We start from the raw sequence: 16330 nt of genomic DNA, 5'->3' as shown, positions 1-16330 counted from the left end.
CACACACTTCAACCCCCTGCGGGAGCTTGGGCATAACCGGGGCTCGTTCGACGTACAAGTAAGATAGACCGAATTCGGGCGCCAGCCCGCTTCACAAGGGCGCTCCCCATCCCGGAGGTGCAAAAGGCCGATGAGAACGGCGATTTGGCTTTACCTGTTTTTGTTCGTCGCATTTTTCGATCTCCATGCCCAGTATCCGATGCTGACTCCGTTCGCCGTATCCCTGGGCGCCGCCCCGTCCTTTATCGGCCTCGTCATGGGAATGTATTCGCTCACGCATCTTCCCGGCAACCTGATCGCGGGCTTCGCCGTCGACCGTTTCGGCAGCCGTCTGTTCATCGCCGCCAGCTTGTCGGGTGCGGGCGTTCTGCTGCTGCTTCAATCGCAAGTGAGCGATCCTTGGCACTTGCTGTACATTCGGTCGGCCAGCGGCTTCGTGCTCGCCTTCCTGTCCCCGGCCTGTCTGACTCTGCTCGCCCGGCTCGCCAAGAATCATATCCATCAGGGCAAGCTGATGGCCGGCAACGGGCTCGTCCATACCATCGCGTCCGTCGTCTCGCCCGCCGCAGGCGCCTGGCTGGCGGCGGAGCTCGGATTCACCCAGTCGTTCGCCGTCCTCGGATGGATTCTGCTGATCACCGGAATCGGCTCGCTTTGGTTCGTACGGGAGCCGGTTGCTCCCCTTCTGGCCGACTCGCCCGCCGCTTCCCGCAAAGCCGACTCTCCGGCGGAAGCGCAAGCGCTGCAGGAGGCCGCCCCGGGCCGCGTCCCATGGGCGGTCTTCCTGCTGCCGGTCGCGATCTCGTGCGCGCAGGGCGTCCTGGCCTTCGAGCTCCCGCTGCAAGCCAAAAGCTCGGACGAACTGCTCACGACCGGGCTGCTGTTCTCCATCGTCAGCCTCGGTTCGCTGTCGACGCTGGCCATGCTGTTCCTTCAGAAGTACCTGCCTTATGCGAGATGCATCGCGGCGTTGGCGCTGATGGCGCTCGGCTATTACGCGCTGGCCATCGGCTGGCCGCTGCCGCTGTCGGTCATGCTGTTCGCGGTCGGGATGTCCAAGGGCATCATGTTCCCGGCCATGACCTCCTTCCTGCTCCAGCTCAGCGGGCCCTCGCGTTTCGGGCGAACCTTCTCCTACATGTCGATCGCCCTGTCGATCGGCTCGTTCCTCGGCCCGGTCGCGGCCGGAGCGGTACGCGAGCATATGTCGCCGTTCTTCGTCTCGTTCGCCGTCCTGATGCTGGCGCTCGCCGTTCTCATGCCGCGGGCGGTTTACGTTCAAGGCTGGAATCCCGGAGCGGAGCCTCCTCCGGTCGCCGGTCACTGAGGGTTCTCCCGTCTGACGAGGAAGATCGAATCTGTCCGAATTCGATTCCGGGCAGGCATGGACGAGATCGCTTGCATACGATAAAGGCGAGGCCCCTACCCCACGCTCCGGAAAAGGGCGAAACCGGGTTTCCAGGAAGAGGTGAAGCCCATGTCGCGGGCCGTTCCCGGTTACGGCGCTTCGACCGCCCTCATCGTCCTTCTGTTTATTCTCTTCATTCTGCTGGTTATCGTTCTTATGATCTGGTAACCGCCGCCCGCCGGCCGGGCGGGCGCACGCAGCCTGCGCGAATGCGCAGGACCGCATTTTCTCCTCGCTGTGGTAAAATAACAGACAGATACGGCGAGGGCGGACACGAGTGCTTGCGCTCGCCGGCCGGGAGGAATGCGCCAATGGACCCGAACATCGCGATCATCGTAGAGGGCAAAAACGACAAAAGCCGGCTCTCCCGCGTGCTCTCGGCCGACATCCCCATCCACTGCACGTTCGGCACGCTCGGGACGGAGAAGATCGAATCGCTCCGCAAAGCGGTCGGCAACCGCCAGGTTTATTTGTTCACCGACCCGGACGCCTCCGGGCGCCGGATTCGCGGCGTGCTGCGCGACGTCTTTCCCGACGCCGAACATATCTACACGAGGCGGGGCTACAACGGCGTCGAGGGGACGCCGGAAGAGTATTTGATCCAGCAGCTGGAGAAAGCCGGGCTGGAGGAACACATTATTTATCCCTCTCCTTTGCCGGCCTGGCCGGAATAATCCTTCGCCGCAAGGCAAACGACGGCGCGAAATGAAAGAAGGCGAAACAGCCGCGGCGGCTGCTTCGCCTTCTTTCATTTCATAACCCGAACCTTCATTATAGAAGCGTTTTGATCTCCTTCGTCAGCTCGTCGGCCGTCACGTCGGTCGGATCCCCGTTCGCTTGCGGGGAAATATAATCGCGGATATGACCCTTCTTGTCCACGAGCACGATCAGGTTCATATGGCCGAAGTTGCCGTCGTCGCCCTTGCTGACGAGCAGGTTGTACTTCTTCGCCAGATCGGCCGTCGCCTGTTCGTCCCCGCGCAGGAACTTCCACCCCGTATAGTCCGCGTTGAACTTGTCGCCGAACGTCTTGAGCGCCTCGGGCGTATCTCGGGTCGGATCGATCGTGATCGACAGGAATTCGACCTGGCTGCCGAATTTGCCTTCCGCTTTCAGTTGATCCTGAACCTGCGACATCATGAAGGTCGTCGGCGGGCAGACGTCCGGGCAATTCGAATAGAAGAAATACACGAGCCGGACTTTGCCGTTCTCTTCGCTCATCGTCACTTGCTTGCCGTCGATGTCGGAATAAGTAAAGTCGGCCGCCGCTCCCTGATCGGCCAGCTTCGTGCCGCCGCCGGACAGCGAATTATAGAGCAGGTAGGCGCCCAGAATGACGCACAGTCCAAACAGCACGAGCGGAAAGGCGTACCTGCGGGCGAATGAGCGCTTGGCGGCCGGCTTGGCCGGCGTCTCGGGAGCGCTGCCCGTGTTTTGCGGTTCGGTTTGATCGTTCACGCGTTACACTCCATTCGTATCCAAGATCATGGCGATGAACATTATCATCAAATAATTGACGGAGAACAGGAAATCCGTCTTCGCCCATTTCTCCGTATTGCTCGTCCGGAAGCCGGACAGGGCGTGAAGCAGCCAGAGGGCCAGAACGACGATCGACAGAATCAGAAAGACGACCCCTACATAATGGTACGTGTAAAGCAAGATCGAAGCGACCAGCAGGAGCGCGATATACGGCACCATCTGGATCTTCGTCCGCAGGATCCCCTTCACGACCGGCAGCACCGGATAGCCCGCGGACCGGTACTCTTCCACCCTGCGAATCGCCAGCGACCAGAAATGCGGCGGCTGCCAGAAGAACAGCAGCGCGAACAGGATCCACGCTCCCTCGTCGACGCGTCCGGTTACCGCGCAATATCCGATGACGGGAGGCATCGCGCCGGACACGCCGCCGACCGAGGTGCTCCAGGTGGAGTTGCGCTTCAGCCACAATGTGTAGACGACGACGTAGACGAACATGCCCAGAAGACCCAACCAGCCGCACAGGACGTTAACGGCAAGAAACAGCGTGAGGATGCCCGCCGCGCCGAGCACGATCGCGTACCCGAGAACGAACGCCGGATTCAGCCGGCCCATCGGCAGCGCCCGGTTCTGCGTCCGCGCCATCTTCGTATCGAAGTCCCGGTCCAGGTAATTATTGAAGACGCACGACGAGGCCATCGTCAGCGTCGATCCGACCAGCATCCAGATCAGACGCGACCAGTCGGCCCAATCGAAATCCCAGCGGGAAGCGACCCAGAACCCGCCGAAAGCCGCGAACAGATTCAAGCGGATAATGCCGGGCTTGGTCAGGGCCACTAAATCTTTAAACACGGTGTTCCTCCTTCGAAAGACCGGTGAAGAGGGTGCGACCAGCGAGCGGCACCGTTCTTCCGATTGCAGTCGCTTTCAATGATACCCCAAATCTTTGGCTATTGACAATGTTCGCGCGATGGTGTTCATCAAATCGCCACCGGACGCGGCATTCGCAGATCTTGCGTCGAACTTAGCGAGGGCAGGCACCAAATCCGGGCGCAGGCAATAGACTGTATGGTGACAATCGCCCAGCACCGTCCGGAACGTTCCGGGCGGAAGCGGTGAACTGACCCCGCGTTTATTAACAGGGCTAACGCCTATTTAAAAGGAGGATTCACCTTGTACAATCAATCCCCTTGGTCGGGAATGCCGACCGCCTCGAACATGCCGAATGCCGTCATGCCGGCCGCTGCGAACAACGCTCCGTTCACCCCCAGCGCCGTCAGTCCCGCTGCCGGAATGGCCGCGAAGCCGAACGCGACGGCCGGTGCCTCATACCCCGGACTGAGCGGTAACGCAACCGGCATGGCGCCGGGCATGGTTGCCGGGACGGCGACCGGGACGATGCCCCCGCTAACGATGAACAATTCGGTCATCACGCCGACCGGCGCGACGTTCCCGCCGCTTGCGACGCAGGAATCGTATGTCGAAAACATCCTGCGGATGAATCTCGGCAAAGTCGGCACGTTCTACATGACGTACGAGAACAACAGCGAATGGAACGCCAAAATTTTCAAAGGCGTGGTCGAAGCGGCCGGACGGGACCACATCATCATCAGCGACCCCGTCACGGGCAAGCGCTATCTGCTGCTGATGCTGAACCTTGACTACATCACGTTCGACGAGCCGCTCAACTACAACCTTCCGTTCGGATCCGCGGGCCAGGCAGGGCTCTCTACTCGCTTCCGGTAACGACGGGACGAAACATCCAGACGCGCACGCCCGTACGTCCTCCCTTCACCCAGCGCTCCATCTCCTCCCAAGAACGTCCTTCGCGGCGTTCTTTTTCCATTCGTGCCGCCTCTTCCTCGTTCAAAGCCCGGCGCAGTTCCACGAAGACGCCGGGCTGAACCGTATTCTCCGCAAGCTCGACTCCGCTCCATCGTTCCGGGCAAGCCCTGACCCAGCCCAAATAAGCCTCCCGGTTCTCTTCCGTCACCCGGTATTCGCAGAAAACGATCATGCGCCCGCCACCCTTTTTCTCATAAATTCCGGTCCCCCGGCTCATACTGAACCCTATCGCGACAACGCAGCGAAAGGGGATTATTTCCGCATGGACTCCGGCACTCACCTGGTGTTCGGGCTCGGCCTTGGCGGTCTTGCGCTCACCGATCCCGTCATCTCCTCGCATCCGTACGGACCGCTCGCCGTTCTGATCGGCACCGTACTCGGCTCGCAGGCTCCGGACGCCGACACCGTCCTTCGGTTCAAAAGCAATGCCGATTATATCAAAAACCACCGGGGCTTGTCCCACTCCCTTCCGGCGCTGGCCGGCTGGACGGCGCTGCTGACGGTGATCCTGTCCCTGTCGTTCCGCACCGTTCCGTGGACGCATCTTATGCTGTGGATTCTTCTGGCGGTGCTCGTCCACGTCGCCACCGATTTGTTCAACTCGTACGGGACGCAAGCTTTCCGGCCGTTCACGAGCAAGTGGATCGCCTGGAACATCATCCACATCTTCGATCCGGTCATCTTCCTGTCTCACATCGCCGCGATCCTGCTGTGGATGACCGGCTGGGCCGAGCCTCGGGTGATCTTTCCCGTTCTCTACTCGCTCCTGGCGCTGTACTACGGCTGGCGAACGCTCGTTCATCGCCGCCTGGCCGCGAAGCTGCCGGGAACCGATCCCGACCGCCGGGAAGGCGATCGCTATACGCTGCTGCCGACGCTTTCCCTGTCCAGATGGAACGTCGTTCGGCAGTCGAGCGACTGCCGTTACGGCATCGGAGAATGGGATAGCGGCAAGCTCGTCTGGCTGGAGACGACGAAGTGCGACGACGATCCCGCGGTGGACGCGTCCAAGCGGACGAAGGAAGTTCAGGCGTTTCTGAACGTGACCCCGTTCCCATGCGCGCAGGTCAAACCGAAATCGTGGGGATACGAGGTCCGATGGGTGGACATTCGTTACCGCCACCGGCGCCAATATCCGTTCGTCGCCGTCGTCATGATGGACGCGAACCTCGCGCCGCTTCAATCTTATGTAGGATGGCTGAGCGACGATCGGTTGGAGAAAAGATTGCGGATGAACACGTACTGAGCCGGCCGGCCTTCGGCCGGCTTCGTTCTTTCTATTGACTCCGGCCGGCGGTTGCAGGAAAATAAATAAAAGTCCCCAAACGCATGATAAAAGCCCGAGGGGTAACCTCGGGCTTTCGGCCGGGACCGTGAAGTCCTTAACGGCTGCCGGAAAGTTGTTGCTCGGCGATGCGAACCAGGTTCTTGGTGATGTAGCCGCCAAGGGAACCGGCGTCGCGGGAAGTTACATTGCCGTAGTAGCCGTCTTGCGGGATTTGGACGCCCAGGGATTGAGCGGCTTCCATCTTCATGTTTTCCAGAGCGTTCTTGGCTTCGCGCACAAGTACCCGGTTACGAGAAGAAGAAGTGTTCATGTTGTTTGCTGCCATGCTTGAATGCTCCTTTCGCCTTGCTGATGTGGTTTGCAAGCTTGCTTTCCTAGTATGCAAAAGCGAAAGAAAAATATGCTTAAGGAGATCAAAGAATGAACAAATCGCTCGGATTATTGTTTGCCGTCACTTCCATGGCCTGGTTGACCGCCACCGCCATCTCGATCGCGTACAACGGATGGCTGGCGGCGCTGTTCTTCGTGCTGGGAATGTGCAACATCGGCTTCGGCTTCGCCGTCAAAGCCAGGGTGACCCGCAAAGCGCGTACCTGACCGCGGATCGCCGCCCTTGAAAGGCGGCGCACCCGCCCTTCGATTATCGCCGGGGAGCCAGAAATCCCATCGCTTCCTTTACCTGGCGCAGCGTCGTCTCCGCGACGGCCTGCGCTTTTTGCGCGCCTTCGCGGAGAATGTCGTGAATTTCCCCGGACGCGCGAATTTCTTTGTACTTGCCCTGAAGCGGCTCCAGCAGGGCCACGACTTGCTCCGCAAGGTCTTTTTTGAACGCGCCGTAGCCTTGGCCTTCGTATCGGGCCGCGACTTCCTCCAGCGAAATTCCCGCGCAGTTCGCGTAGATCGTCATCAGGTTGCTGATCTCCGGCTTTTCCGCCGGATCGAAGACGACTTCCTTGCCCAGGTCCGTTTTGGCCCGGGAAATTTTTTTGCGGATGACGTCCGGCTCGTCGAGCAGGGTGATGTGGCTGCCCGGGTTCGGGTTGCTTTTGCTCATCTTTTTCGAAGCGTCGTCCAGCGACATGATGCGCGCTCCCACCTTCGGGATGTACGGCTCCGGAATCGTCAGCGTATCGCCGAACCGGTAGTTGAAGCGGCCCGCCAGATCGCGCGTCAGCTCCAAGTGTTGCTTCTGGTCGTCGCCGACCGGCACCAGGTTCGCTTGATACAGCAAAATGTCGGCGGCCATGAGCGACGGATACACGAACAGGCCGGCTCCTACCGCCTCCTTGCCCGCCGACTTGTCCTTGAACTGCGTCATCCGCTCTAGCTCGCCCATATACGACAGCGTCGTCATCAGCCAGCCGAGCTCCGCGTGCTGGGGCACGTGGGACTGCACGAACACGGCCGCTTGGCGCGGATCGATGCCGGCGGCGATGAACAGCGCGGCAACCGCCTCCGTCTGCTCCCGCAGGTTTGCCGGCTCCTGCGGCACGGTGACCGCGTGAAGATCGACGATCATAAAGAAGCAATCGTATTCGTTTTGGAGGGCGACGAAATTTTTCATCGCTCCGATGTAATTGCCGAGGGTCAATTGGCCGCTCGGCTGGATGCCGGACAGGACTCGCAAGGGTGCGGTCATTCTTGAATTCCACCTTTCTGAATGGTCGAAATAATCGAATCGCGACGGGATACTCCGGTAACGACAAAAAGACCTCCCGTCCGCAAGGGACGAAGAGGTCGTGGTGCCACCCTTATTCGCTTCAATAGAACTGTGCCGGTCGCGTCGGGCAACGGGCAGGGATTGAAGCCTTTCGTTCCGGTAACGGGGAACCGTCGGGGAACCTCGGAACGAATCGCACGGATCCGCCGCCTCCAGCTCCCGGCTCCGAGTTCCATTCGGCCTTCGGGCGGGTACCGGCTCGCAGCGATCGCCGGCTCTCTGGGACCGTCCCCGAAGACGTACTTGTTCTCATCAACGCCGAATTCGAATATTACCCTACATTATAAAGCTCTCCCCGATCCGTTGCAATCAAATACGCGTTCTTCCTCGCCCAAGCCAAGCATACGTTAGGAAAAGCTACCGCAAACTCCATTCCCCGGCGAAGCGGACGGCTTGGCGAAACGCCGGAGGGCGATTCGATCGCGGTTCCGCAGCCGGTACGATAAGGAAGTGAAAATGGATATGGCGACGATTGTCCGGCTTCGGATCCTGACCGCGGCTTCGGGCGTCTTCCTGCTCTTCCTGGTTTGGCGCCGCCATGCCGATTATTTCAGCCCGCTGTTTCGCACGTTCGCGGGCATTCTGCTGGATGCGCTGCCTTACCTGGCGCTTGGATCGCTCGTCTCCTCCGTGATTGAAGCGTTCGTCTCGGATCGTCACATCCGCCGCCTCGCTCCAAAAAATAAGGTGTACGGCGTCCTGTTCGGCAGCCTGCTCGGCATGGCGATGCCGCTGTGCGAATGCGGAATGGTGCCCATCGTCCGGCGGCTCATCCGCAAAGGCGTTCCCGCCTATATCGGCCTGGTCTACCTGGCGGCCGGTCCGATCTTGAATCCGATCGTCATCGCCTCGACCTTCGCCGCTTTCCGCTCCGATCCGCGGCTCGCTTACTCGCGGTTCGGCCTTGCGTTCGCCGTGGCCGCATCGCTCGGCCTGCTGCTCGCAGCCACACTCAAACGCAACCCGCTGCGCGAAGACCGGACGGCCGGGAGCGGCCACGGGCATCACGGCCACTCTCATGGACATTCGCATCATGACCATCACGATCATGAGCATTATGACCGCCATGACCATGAGCATCATGTGCAGGATCACCACGGCCACAGCCATCATCATGACGTGCGTCCCGGCACTCCCCGCTCCCGCTGGGCGGCCGGCTTCCATGAAATTTCGCATCACGCGCTGCAAGACTTTTGGGATATGGGCAAATACCTGCTGGCGGGCTCCCTGATCGCGGCCGCCGTTCAGACGTCCGTGTCTCCCGAGACCATCTCGCGGCTCGCCGGACACGACTGGTTCTCCCATCTGTTCATGATGGCATTCGCCTTTTTCCTTTCGCTTTGCTCGACGGCGGACGCCTTCGTGGCCGCTCCGCTGGCTCCATTCGTCCCGCACGGAGCGCTTCTGTCCTTTCTCGTTCTCGGACCGATGCTGGACCTGAAGGGCGTTCTCCTGATGCTGTCCGTCTTCCGCAAAACATTCGTGCTCCGCTTCGCCTTCGCCACTTTTTGCCTCGTGCTGATCGGCTCCCACCTGTTCGAACGATGGGGCTGGGTCTAAGCGGAAAGGCGCAGATCAGACAACAAACCGGCCCCCGATGAGAAGGCCGGTTTTTCTATGCCAAGGAGCTACTCGTTGGATACTTCCCTCCGATCTCTCCGCTTGGAGAGGCGGAACATGAGATTGGCCATGTTGTAGTTGGACTCGAATTGGACGCTTAAGGAAATTTTGCCTTGTCGAAGCACGAAATCGTATGTAATTTCTCCATGAGTCCAACTGCGCTTATGTTCCAACGCTTCCAGCGCCATCTTCCGAAGAGTCGCCACTTGATCGGCCGTCAATCCCGAACGGGGCGTGCGGGAGTACGGTTCTCGCTCTTCGTAGTCCAGCGGCAAGTGGCGGACTCCGAATTTGCCGATCATATCGTTGCGAATCTGCATGACGATCGTACCGGCCGACAACCCCTTCAGTTCTTCCTCCATCTGCCGCAAAGCGACATCCACTTGTCTGGCCAATGGCATCATTTCGGCTTCCATCATTATCCTCCCTCTCCCTCTCTCTCGGGGAACATCCTAATATATTCCTTATGCAACTTCAGACTCATTATATGAGAATATTTAGAATTTTACAATCGAATTGTCTAATTTTGTCGTCAATCTTTTTTCCGCCTTTTTGGAAAATCGGACCGAAAAACCGCTTCTTAAGTCTTATTTTTGCAGGGACTTCGGGAACAATTCGACATAAAAAAGGAGGGAGCCTTTAGGCTCCCTCGGAAGAGATTCCCGGCAGCGGCGATCAATGCGCTCCGCCGGCAAGGCTGACGAACCGGTCCACGTCGGCAACGGCGCGGCGAACGGCGGACTCCCAGAAGTCTCCCCGGCTCAAATCGACCCCAAGATGCTTGGACGCCAGCTGTTCCACCGTCATCAAGGCGGTATCCTCCAGCAGACGGTCGTATCTTTTGCCGAACGAAGGTCCTTCGGCTTCGCCGACGGCGGCCAGACCGGTACTGAACAGGTAGCCGAACGTATACGGGAAATTGTAAAAAGGCACGTCGGTCAAGTAAAAGTGCAGCTTCGACGCCCAAAAGTGCGGATGCCAGGAACCGAGCGCATCTCCGAACGCTTCCTTCTGCGCCGCCGTCATCAGCTCGTTCAGCTGCCCCGCTTCGAGCATCCCTTCCTTCCGGCCCGCGTAGAATCGCGTCTCGAACAGGAAGCGCGCGCGGATGTTCATGAAGAACGATACCGCGTTCTGCAGCCGCTCGTCGAGCAGTCCCAGCAGCGCCTCGCCGCTGGCGGTCCGCTTCAGCAGCGCGTCGCTGACGAGTCCTTCCGCGAACGTCGAAGCCGTCTCCGCCACGTTCATGGCGTAGTCCTGCGCGAACGGCTGCAGCCCGTCCACCAAAGAGCTGTGGTAAGCGTGGCCCAGCTCGTGAGCAAGCGTCGAGACGTTGCCCGGCGTGCCGGAATACGTCATGAAAATGCGGGTCTGCCGGCTGACCGGGAAGTCGGTGCAGAAGCCTCCCGGCCGCTTGCCGGGCCGGTCTTCCGCTTCGATCCAGCGCTCGGCGAACGCCCGGTCGGCCAGCTTCGCCATGCCTGGGGAGAACGGCTCGAACGCTTCGCGGATGAGCTTCGCCGCCTCGTCGTACCCGATTTTCTCCCCATCTTCTCCGATCGGGGCGTAGACGTCGTGCCAGTCCGGCTTCATCTTGCCGAAACGGCGCGCCTTCGCGGCCAGATACCGCTTCAATGGCTCGATTCCGGCCTCGACCGCCTGCCACATCGCATCCAGCGTATCGCGGCTCATCCGGTTCATCTTGAGCGGCTCATGAAGCGGATCGTCCCATCCGCGGCGGGCGTACAGCTTCAGGCGGAAGCCGGCCAGCCGGTTGAGCGTGTCCGCGCACAGGTCGGACTCGGAGGCCCACGCTTCCTCCCAGAGCTTGCCCATCTCGTCCCGGACTTGCGGATTCGGGCTTTCCAGCCGATTCGCCGCCTGTCCGGCCGACAGCTGCTTCTGCTGGCCGTTCTCCTCCCACGGGATCGAGATGCGCCCGACGATCGTCTGGTAATGCTCTCCCCAGCCCTGGTAGCCGTCGATGGCCAGCTCCGAAGCAAGCGCCTCCTGCTCCGGGGGCAGCTTCTCGCGGATCGCGTCGCGGCGCTCCCGCAGCGGAAACGCCACCGGAGACTGAGCTGTCTCCCGCGCCCACCGCTCGAACCGGTCCTCCGGCAGCTCCGCCAGCTTCACGTCGAACCGGTCGGACGCTTGGCGGAATTTCGCGGACAGCGTCTGAACCTTTTCCGTCAGGGCGACCGCCTTCCGGTCGTCCATCCGCTGCGCGGACAGACAGCCGACGAAGGAGTCCGCCTGCCGAATCCGCGACTGCGCCTGCTGCAGCCGCTCCGTCCATCCCGTCAGCGCGGCTTCGTCCGCTTGCCCGCCGCCCGTCAGCTCCCCCAGCAAGCCGGCGACGAGCGCATCCGTCTCGGCCAGAAACGAAGCGAAGGCCGGCGACTCGGAGCCTCCCGCGAAAATCGCGTCCAAATCCCACGTTTGCGACAGCGCCTGACTCATCGATCGCTCATCCTCTCATGTACCTTTTTTTACCCATGCTACCTTATTGCGCTTCCGGGAACAACTGTTGTATCGTTAGGGACAACCAAGCAGAGCGAACGGAGGTGCGTCAATCGTGATTCCCTTTGAAAACAGTCTTCCCTACGACATCCAGATGAACGAGGTTTATGCCTCGGAATGCCCTTTCTGCGGCAAGCGGGACGTGCGGCTGCCGATCAAGCCGAAGGACGTCGCGGACCTGAGCGGCGGACACAAAAAGCTGTCGGTGCTGTTCAACTGCTGCCATACGAGGCTGCAGTTGATCGACGCCGACAGCGATTATCTGCTCGCGGACCGCGCCGTCCGTTCCTAGCGCGGCCGCAAGCCTCAAGCTTACTTGTAAATCGTAAAGATCAAATCCCGGCCCCCGCCGCTTTCCGCGCCCCAGGTGGCGCCCCCGTCGAAGGAGATCTTCTCCTCCCCGTTCGGGTAAGGATTGTCGTCGCTGTACGCGAACCCGTACTTGTTGTTGGTGGAGCCGTCGTCCAGCGCATTCGGCGAACGCAGCACGATCGCGTATTTCTTCGTCGTATCCAGTCCGGTCAGCTTCGGATAGATGGAATACGGCGTCGGCGAGCCCGGAATGTTGTTCGAAGCGAGCGACGCCGTGAACAGCGTCTCCGCCGGAATGCCGTCGTCGTCCAGTTGGACGATGTCGAGATAATAGCTGTCCTTCGGAACGTCGTTGACGTAGCTCTCGTACAGGTAGAAGTCGAGCTTCGGCAAGCTGGGCGACGTCAGCGAGAACGTCTGCATCCGCTCGATGTTCGCGCGAATGTCCGAGTAAGCCGAATAGGCGGCGGCGCTGTCGTCCTGATCGATGATGGAGCCGGTGTTGCCGCTGACGTCGTAGGCTTCGAATTCGACGATCGACGGAATGAAGCGTCCTTTGTTGACGTACAGCCGCAGCTTCGTCGTCGAGACGGTCGGGAAGTCGAGGATCCGTTTGTCGCCGATCGTAAATCCTTTGGTCAGATCGGTATAGCCCGTGCCGTTCCAATATTGCAGCGCGTACGTATCGATCTGGAACGATTGGTTGCCGCCGTTGTATTCCCTCAATACGACGCGGTTGACGTCGGTGGCGGCGCCCAAGTTCACTTCGATCCATTGGTTGTTGAACTGCCCGTCCTCCGCGCTCCAGCGGGTGCCGGCATCGCCGTCCGTCGCCTTGGACGCGTCGTAGCCCGTCTGCGCCGACCAGGTGGACGAAGCCGTCGCCGGCTTGCCGGCCGCGAGATTGACCGGAGGCGCCGGCCAATCGGAGGCCGTGCTCGAAATCCGTAAAATGACGGACTCGCCCGGCTGCTGCGTGCGCGTGTAGCTGCCGCTGAACGTGCCGAGCTTCGTCCGGCCGTACAGCTCCGTCACGGTATAGGAAGCGGTCGGGCTGAGACCGAGATCGGCGAACGACACGGTCTGCGTCGCGGTCCCGTTCAGGTTCCAGTTGGACATGCCGACGACCTTGTCTCCGTTCGCCAAAGTGGAGTAAACGATCGGCGGCGAGTGCTCGAGCTTGTGATAGAAGTTCGTCATCGACACCGGCCGCGCCGCTTTCCCTTCGGCCGCGATGCCGATCAGCGACGGATCGAGGAACGGGGCCAGCCGGTCCTCCGAGATGAACGGAACGTTGTCGCCGATCAGCAGATGACCCCCTTCCAGCAGGTCCACCGTCGTCAGCAGCCGGCTCTCGTTCAGCGTCGTTTTGTCGAAGCCGTTCGCGATATTTTCCGGCAGCGCCATATCCGGATCGTTATACTCGTAAAGCGTGCCGTTCGTCCACCAGGAGGCCGCCGCGTTCATCGCCTGGCGCTCGATGCCGGACATCAAGTTGCCCTGCAGCGGAATCGTCGTGTCGACGCCGGACCGTCTGCCGTGCGCGTAGCCGGACGGAAGCAGCGGGGCGATCGACTCGTCGATGAAAATGTCCCGCGAAGCCGACTGCAGCTCGTCGCGCACGATCTGCATGCCGATCCGGTAGGCCTGGATGCCGTTTTTGGTCGGATCGTAGTGCTTTCCTTCGAACATGCCGAAGTCGAGAAAATCCAGCTTCACGTAGTCGAAGCCGGTATCGACGAAATAATAGTCCATCAAGTGCTTCAGATAGGCTTGTCCGCCGGGATGGGTGGCGTCGACGATGTACGTGCCCAGATACGTGCGGATCGGCTGGCCGTTGTCGTCCTTGAGCGCGATGTCTTGGAACGTGTACTGCGGCGCTCCGGGAACGGGATCGGACAGATCGTAGAAAATGCCGAACGGAACCTCGTAGCCCCCCGCTTTCATCCCCTTGCCGTGCACGTAATCCGCATAAGCCGCGAAGTCGGTGTCAAGCCCCTGGCCGGAGGCCCCCTTGTAGCAGCAATCCAGGTTCAAGTACGTATAGCCAAGCGGCTTCAAATGGTCGGCGTAGTAGTCGACCATCGCCTTCATCGACTCGCCGGTCGGCAGGCCGTAGAACGTGTAGTAGCTGTTGTAGCCCATCGGTACGCCGCCCGTCCAGGGAAGCTTCGGGTCTCCGACGGCGTACGTTCGGCCGAACTCTTCGAGCCCGTCGCGGTAGTCTGAATAGTAGCCCAGGAAAAACAAATCCGATGCGACAATCGTTCCGCTCTGCGTGCCGCCGGCGTTGTAGACGGAGAAGCCGGTAAGCGGACCGTTCGCGGTTGCCGCTTGGCGCAGGAACTGCATGCTTTTCCACTTGAACGTAGTGGCCGCGCCGGCAATGAACCCGTTCTTGTTCGCATTGTCGAACATCGCCGCCACCCAGTAGCTGGTGCCGTCGAACGGCGACCACGTCACGTTCGTGCCTTCCGGCCGGTCGCTCCCGTTCTCGCTGTTGCCGAAATCGTTCACCGGCGCGACGCCGAAGTCGGTGTTGTTGTTGTAGGGCGCCGTATAGATTCGCTTGTCCGAGCCGGCGCCGATGTCCAGGTTGTCCGCCGCGATCGGCTCCAGGAAATCGATCGTGAGCGGCGTGCTCTTGCTGACCGACATGCTCGCGAGCACGTACGGCTTGCCCTCGTACAGCGTCAGGTTCAGCGCGATCGTCGAGCCGGACGTCAGGACGCTTGCGATCGTCAGCTTCTTGCCGCCGGAGCCGTAGCCGTCCGTGCCGACGGACGTCCAGTTCGCCGTCCTCGTCCCGGCATCGGAGGAGCTGATGCGCGTTGAACTCCCTGCCACGCCGTAGTCCGAATAAAAATCGTGCATGAGGCTCGTTGTGCCGGCACTTAGATCGCCCTTGCCGGTCGACAGGTCGTATTCGACCGTCACCAATCCGTTCGTAGCCGTCACGACATGGCCGGTCTGCGAAATGTCGACCGATGCGCCGGCCTCGCCATGCCCGTTCGAGCGGCCTGCGCTCGCGCCGCTTCCGTTCCCGTGCGACCCGCCTTGACGGTCCGCGCCGTCCGCGCCGTCCGCGCCGCCGTCAGCCTGCGGCATGCCGCTGACCGCGACGACATGGTGCGCCGGTTGGCCGCCGGCTGACGCCGCAGCGCCGTTCATGGCGCCGAGCGGCGTCAGCGCAGCCAGCAGCGCCGCGCCGACGGCGACGGCGAAACCCCTGATTCGTTTCTTCATCATGATTCTCCCTCCAGCCTTCAATGTGAGAGCGTTTGCAGTGCTTGCTCTTCGCGTTCATTGTAGCTGTAAGGAAAAATCCGGAATATCCAATTTTTTGTGTTTCCGATGTCCGAATTTTTGCGGGGAACGAAGCGGAAGGTATTGGCGAAATCGTATGCCGCCTCCCGCCTCCGCCTGCCGCACGGCATAGCGGCATCGCATGCCACTGTCGGCTGCCGGCCGTGCGGGCCGAAACGGGCAAGCGAACGAAAACCCATCGGCCACCCCCGGCGGCTTTCCTCCGTCCGCCTTTCCGTCACACCGCTTGCTCGCCTTTTGTCCGAAATCCCGCTTGCTCAGGTTAAGCTCCCGCCCCCGCCCGGCATACGGCTCGAAGTGGCCTTTTTTCTTCTTATACTCGAAATCCCGCTCGCTCAGGACATGTCCATTGCGATTGCTTAATGCGGATATCCCCTTCGCTCAGACCTCGAACAGTCTTTGTTGCCATTCCATGAAGTCCGCCGAAACGTTCGATCGCAAGTACGTTTCAGATATCAATGACATCAGCAAGGCAGCGCTTGATTGCCGAAATATAGTTCCGGTGTAATGCAGACTCTGTAAGCCGTCCGTGCCCTGAGCGAGCGGGATTTCGATGAAAAGGGGGCGAAAGCGAAGGTGTCGTCCATCCTCTGCCTGAGCGAGCGGGGTTTCGATGAAAAGGGACGAAAGCGAAGCTGTTGACCGGCCTCGCCCTGAGCGAACGGAATTTCGATGAAAAGGGGCGAAAGCGAAGTGTCGACCGGCCTTGCCCTGAGCGAACGGAATTTCGATGAAAAGGGGTGAAAGCGAAAGTGTCATCCATCTTCTTCCTGAGCGAGCGGGATTTCGAAGCAAAAACCAGCTAATGTTT

At 60.5% G+C, this 16330-nt stretch carries 16 protein-coding genes; 7 read left to right on the top strand and 9 right to left on the bottom strand.

Annotated elements, in window-relative coordinates; genetic code table 11:
* The first annotated feature begins 130 nt into the window (after positions 1-130).
* Together H7C18_RS07345 and H7C18_RS07340 are read left to right on the top strand one after the other, a co-directional pair.
* Positions 131-1327: an MFS transporter gene (locus tag H7C18_RS07345; RefSeq protein ID WP_185128392.1), complete on the top strand. Its 1197-nt coding sequence runs from the start codon at positions 131-133 to the stop codon at positions 1325-1327.
* Between the two features lie 392 nt (positions 1328-1719).
* The gene (locus tag H7C18_RS07340) at positions 1720-2082 is read left to right on the top strand and encodes a ribonuclease M5 (RefSeq protein WP_185128391.1); all 363 of its coding nucleotides are present in this window, start codon (positions 1720-1722) and stop codon (positions 2080-2082) included.
* A 97-nt stretch (positions 2083-2179) separates the two neighbouring features.
* Here the strand turns inward: H7C18_RS07340 and H7C18_RS07335 are convergent, their stop codons facing one another.
* Entirely contained in the window at positions 2180-2866 is a 687-nt protein-coding gene (locus H7C18_RS07335) for an SCO family protein (RefSeq protein WP_185128390.1), read from the bottom strand.
* Positions 2867-2869: 3 nt separating this feature from the next.
* Entirely contained in the window at positions 2870-3736 is an 867-nt protein-coding gene (cyoE, locus tag H7C18_RS07330; RefSeq protein ID WP_185128389.1) for a heme o synthase, read from the bottom strand.
* A gap of 321 nt (positions 3737-4057) precedes the next feature.
* On the opposite strand from cyoE, the gene gerQ reads away from it, so the two are divergent.
* Complete coding sequence (gene gerQ / locus H7C18_RS07325) at positions 4058-4630, top strand: spore coat protein GerQ (protein WP_238357544.1); 573 nt, start codon at positions 4058-4060, stop codon at positions 4628-4630.
* Here the strand turns inward: gerQ and H7C18_RS07320 are convergent.
* Positions 4614-4901 (bottom strand): hypothetical protein, encoded by a 288-nt coding sequence (locus tag H7C18_RS07320; protein ID WP_185128388.1) that lies wholly within the window; start codon positions 4899-4901, stop codon positions 4614-4616. The two genes, gerQ and H7C18_RS07320, sit on opposite strands and share 17 nt — an antisense overlap.
* 90 nt (positions 4902-4991) lie before the next feature.
* Between H7C18_RS07320 and H7C18_RS07315 the strand changes: the two genes are divergently transcribed.
* Positions 4992-5975 (top strand): metal-dependent hydrolase, encoded by a 984-nt coding sequence (locus H7C18_RS07315; protein ID WP_185128387.1) that lies wholly within the window; start codon positions 4992-4994, stop codon positions 5973-5975.
* Between the two features lie 136 nt (positions 5976-6111).
* Here the strand turns inward: H7C18_RS07315 and H7C18_RS07310 are convergent, their stop codons facing one another.
* Entirely contained in the window at positions 6112-6327 is a 216-nt protein-coding gene (locus H7C18_RS07310; RefSeq protein WP_420481843.1) for an alpha/beta-type small acid-soluble spore protein, read from the bottom strand.
* 110 nt (positions 6328-6437) lie between these two features.
* Between H7C18_RS07310 and H7C18_RS07305 the strand changes: the two genes are divergently transcribed.
* Positions 6438-6614, top strand: a complete 177-nt coding sequence (locus H7C18_RS07305) for a hypothetical protein (protein WP_185128385.1) — start codon at positions 6438-6440, stop codon at positions 6612-6614.
* A 43-nt stretch (positions 6615-6657) separates the two neighbouring features.
* On the opposite strand, the gene trpS is transcribed toward H7C18_RS07305, so the two are convergent.
* Positions 6658-7656, bottom strand: coding sequence for a tryptophan--tRNA ligase (gene trpS, locus H7C18_RS07300; protein WP_185128384.1), 999 nt, complete (start codon positions 7654-7656; stop codon positions 6658-6660).
* Between the two features lie 474 nt (positions 7657-8130).
* Here trpS and H7C18_RS07295 point away from each other — a divergent pair, with 474 nt between their 5' ends.
* Positions 8131-9297 (top strand): permease, encoded by a 1167-nt coding sequence (locus H7C18_RS07295; protein ID WP_185128383.1) that lies wholly within the window; start codon positions 8131-8133, stop codon positions 9295-9297.
* A gap of 68 nt (positions 9298-9365) precedes the next feature.
* On the opposite strand, the gene H7C18_RS07290 is transcribed toward H7C18_RS07295, so the two are convergent.
* Positions 9366-9773, bottom strand: a complete 408-nt coding sequence (locus H7C18_RS07290) for an O-methyltransferase (RefSeq protein ID WP_337913084.1) — start codon at positions 9771-9773, stop codon at positions 9366-9368.
* A gap of 259 nt (positions 9774-10032) precedes the next feature.
* Positions 10033-11820 carry a M3 family oligoendopeptidase gene (locus H7C18_RS07285; RefSeq protein WP_185128381.1) on the bottom strand — a complete coding sequence of 596 codons (1788 nt, stop codon included), beginning with the start codon at positions 11818-11820 and terminating at the stop codon, positions 10033-10035.
* Between the two features lie 115 nt (positions 11821-11935).
* On the opposite strand from H7C18_RS07285, the gene H7C18_RS07280 reads away from it, so the two are divergent.
* The gene (locus H7C18_RS07280) at positions 11936-12172 is read left to right on the top strand and encodes a hypothetical protein (RefSeq protein ID WP_185128380.1); all 237 of its coding nucleotides are present in this window, start codon (positions 11936-11938) and stop codon (positions 12170-12172) included.
* 20 nt (positions 12173-12192) lie between these two features.
* Here the strand turns inward: H7C18_RS07280 and H7C18_RS07275 are convergent, their stop codons facing one another.
* Together H7C18_RS07275 and H7C18_RS35015 are read right to left on the bottom strand one after the other, a co-directional pair.
* Positions 12193-15441 carry a discoidin domain-containing protein gene (locus H7C18_RS07275; protein WP_238357543.1) on the bottom strand — a complete coding sequence of 1083 codons (3249 nt, stop codon included), beginning with the start codon at positions 15439-15441 and terminating at the stop codon, positions 12193-12195.
* A gap of 459 nt (positions 15442-15900) precedes the next feature.
* A partial coding sequence (locus H7C18_RS35015; RefSeq protein WP_238357542.1) for a hypothetical protein occupies positions 15901-16330 on the bottom strand: 430 nt, incomplete at its 5' end.

The sequence above is a fragment of the Cohnella zeiphila genome, assembly GCF_014212055.1.
Lineage (GTDB): Bacteria > Bacillota > Bacilli > Paenibacillales > Paenibacillaceae > Cohnella > Cohnella zeiphila.
The sequence above is the reverse complement of the archived record's forward strand: the minus strand, read 5'-3'. Positions and strand labels throughout refer to the sequence as shown.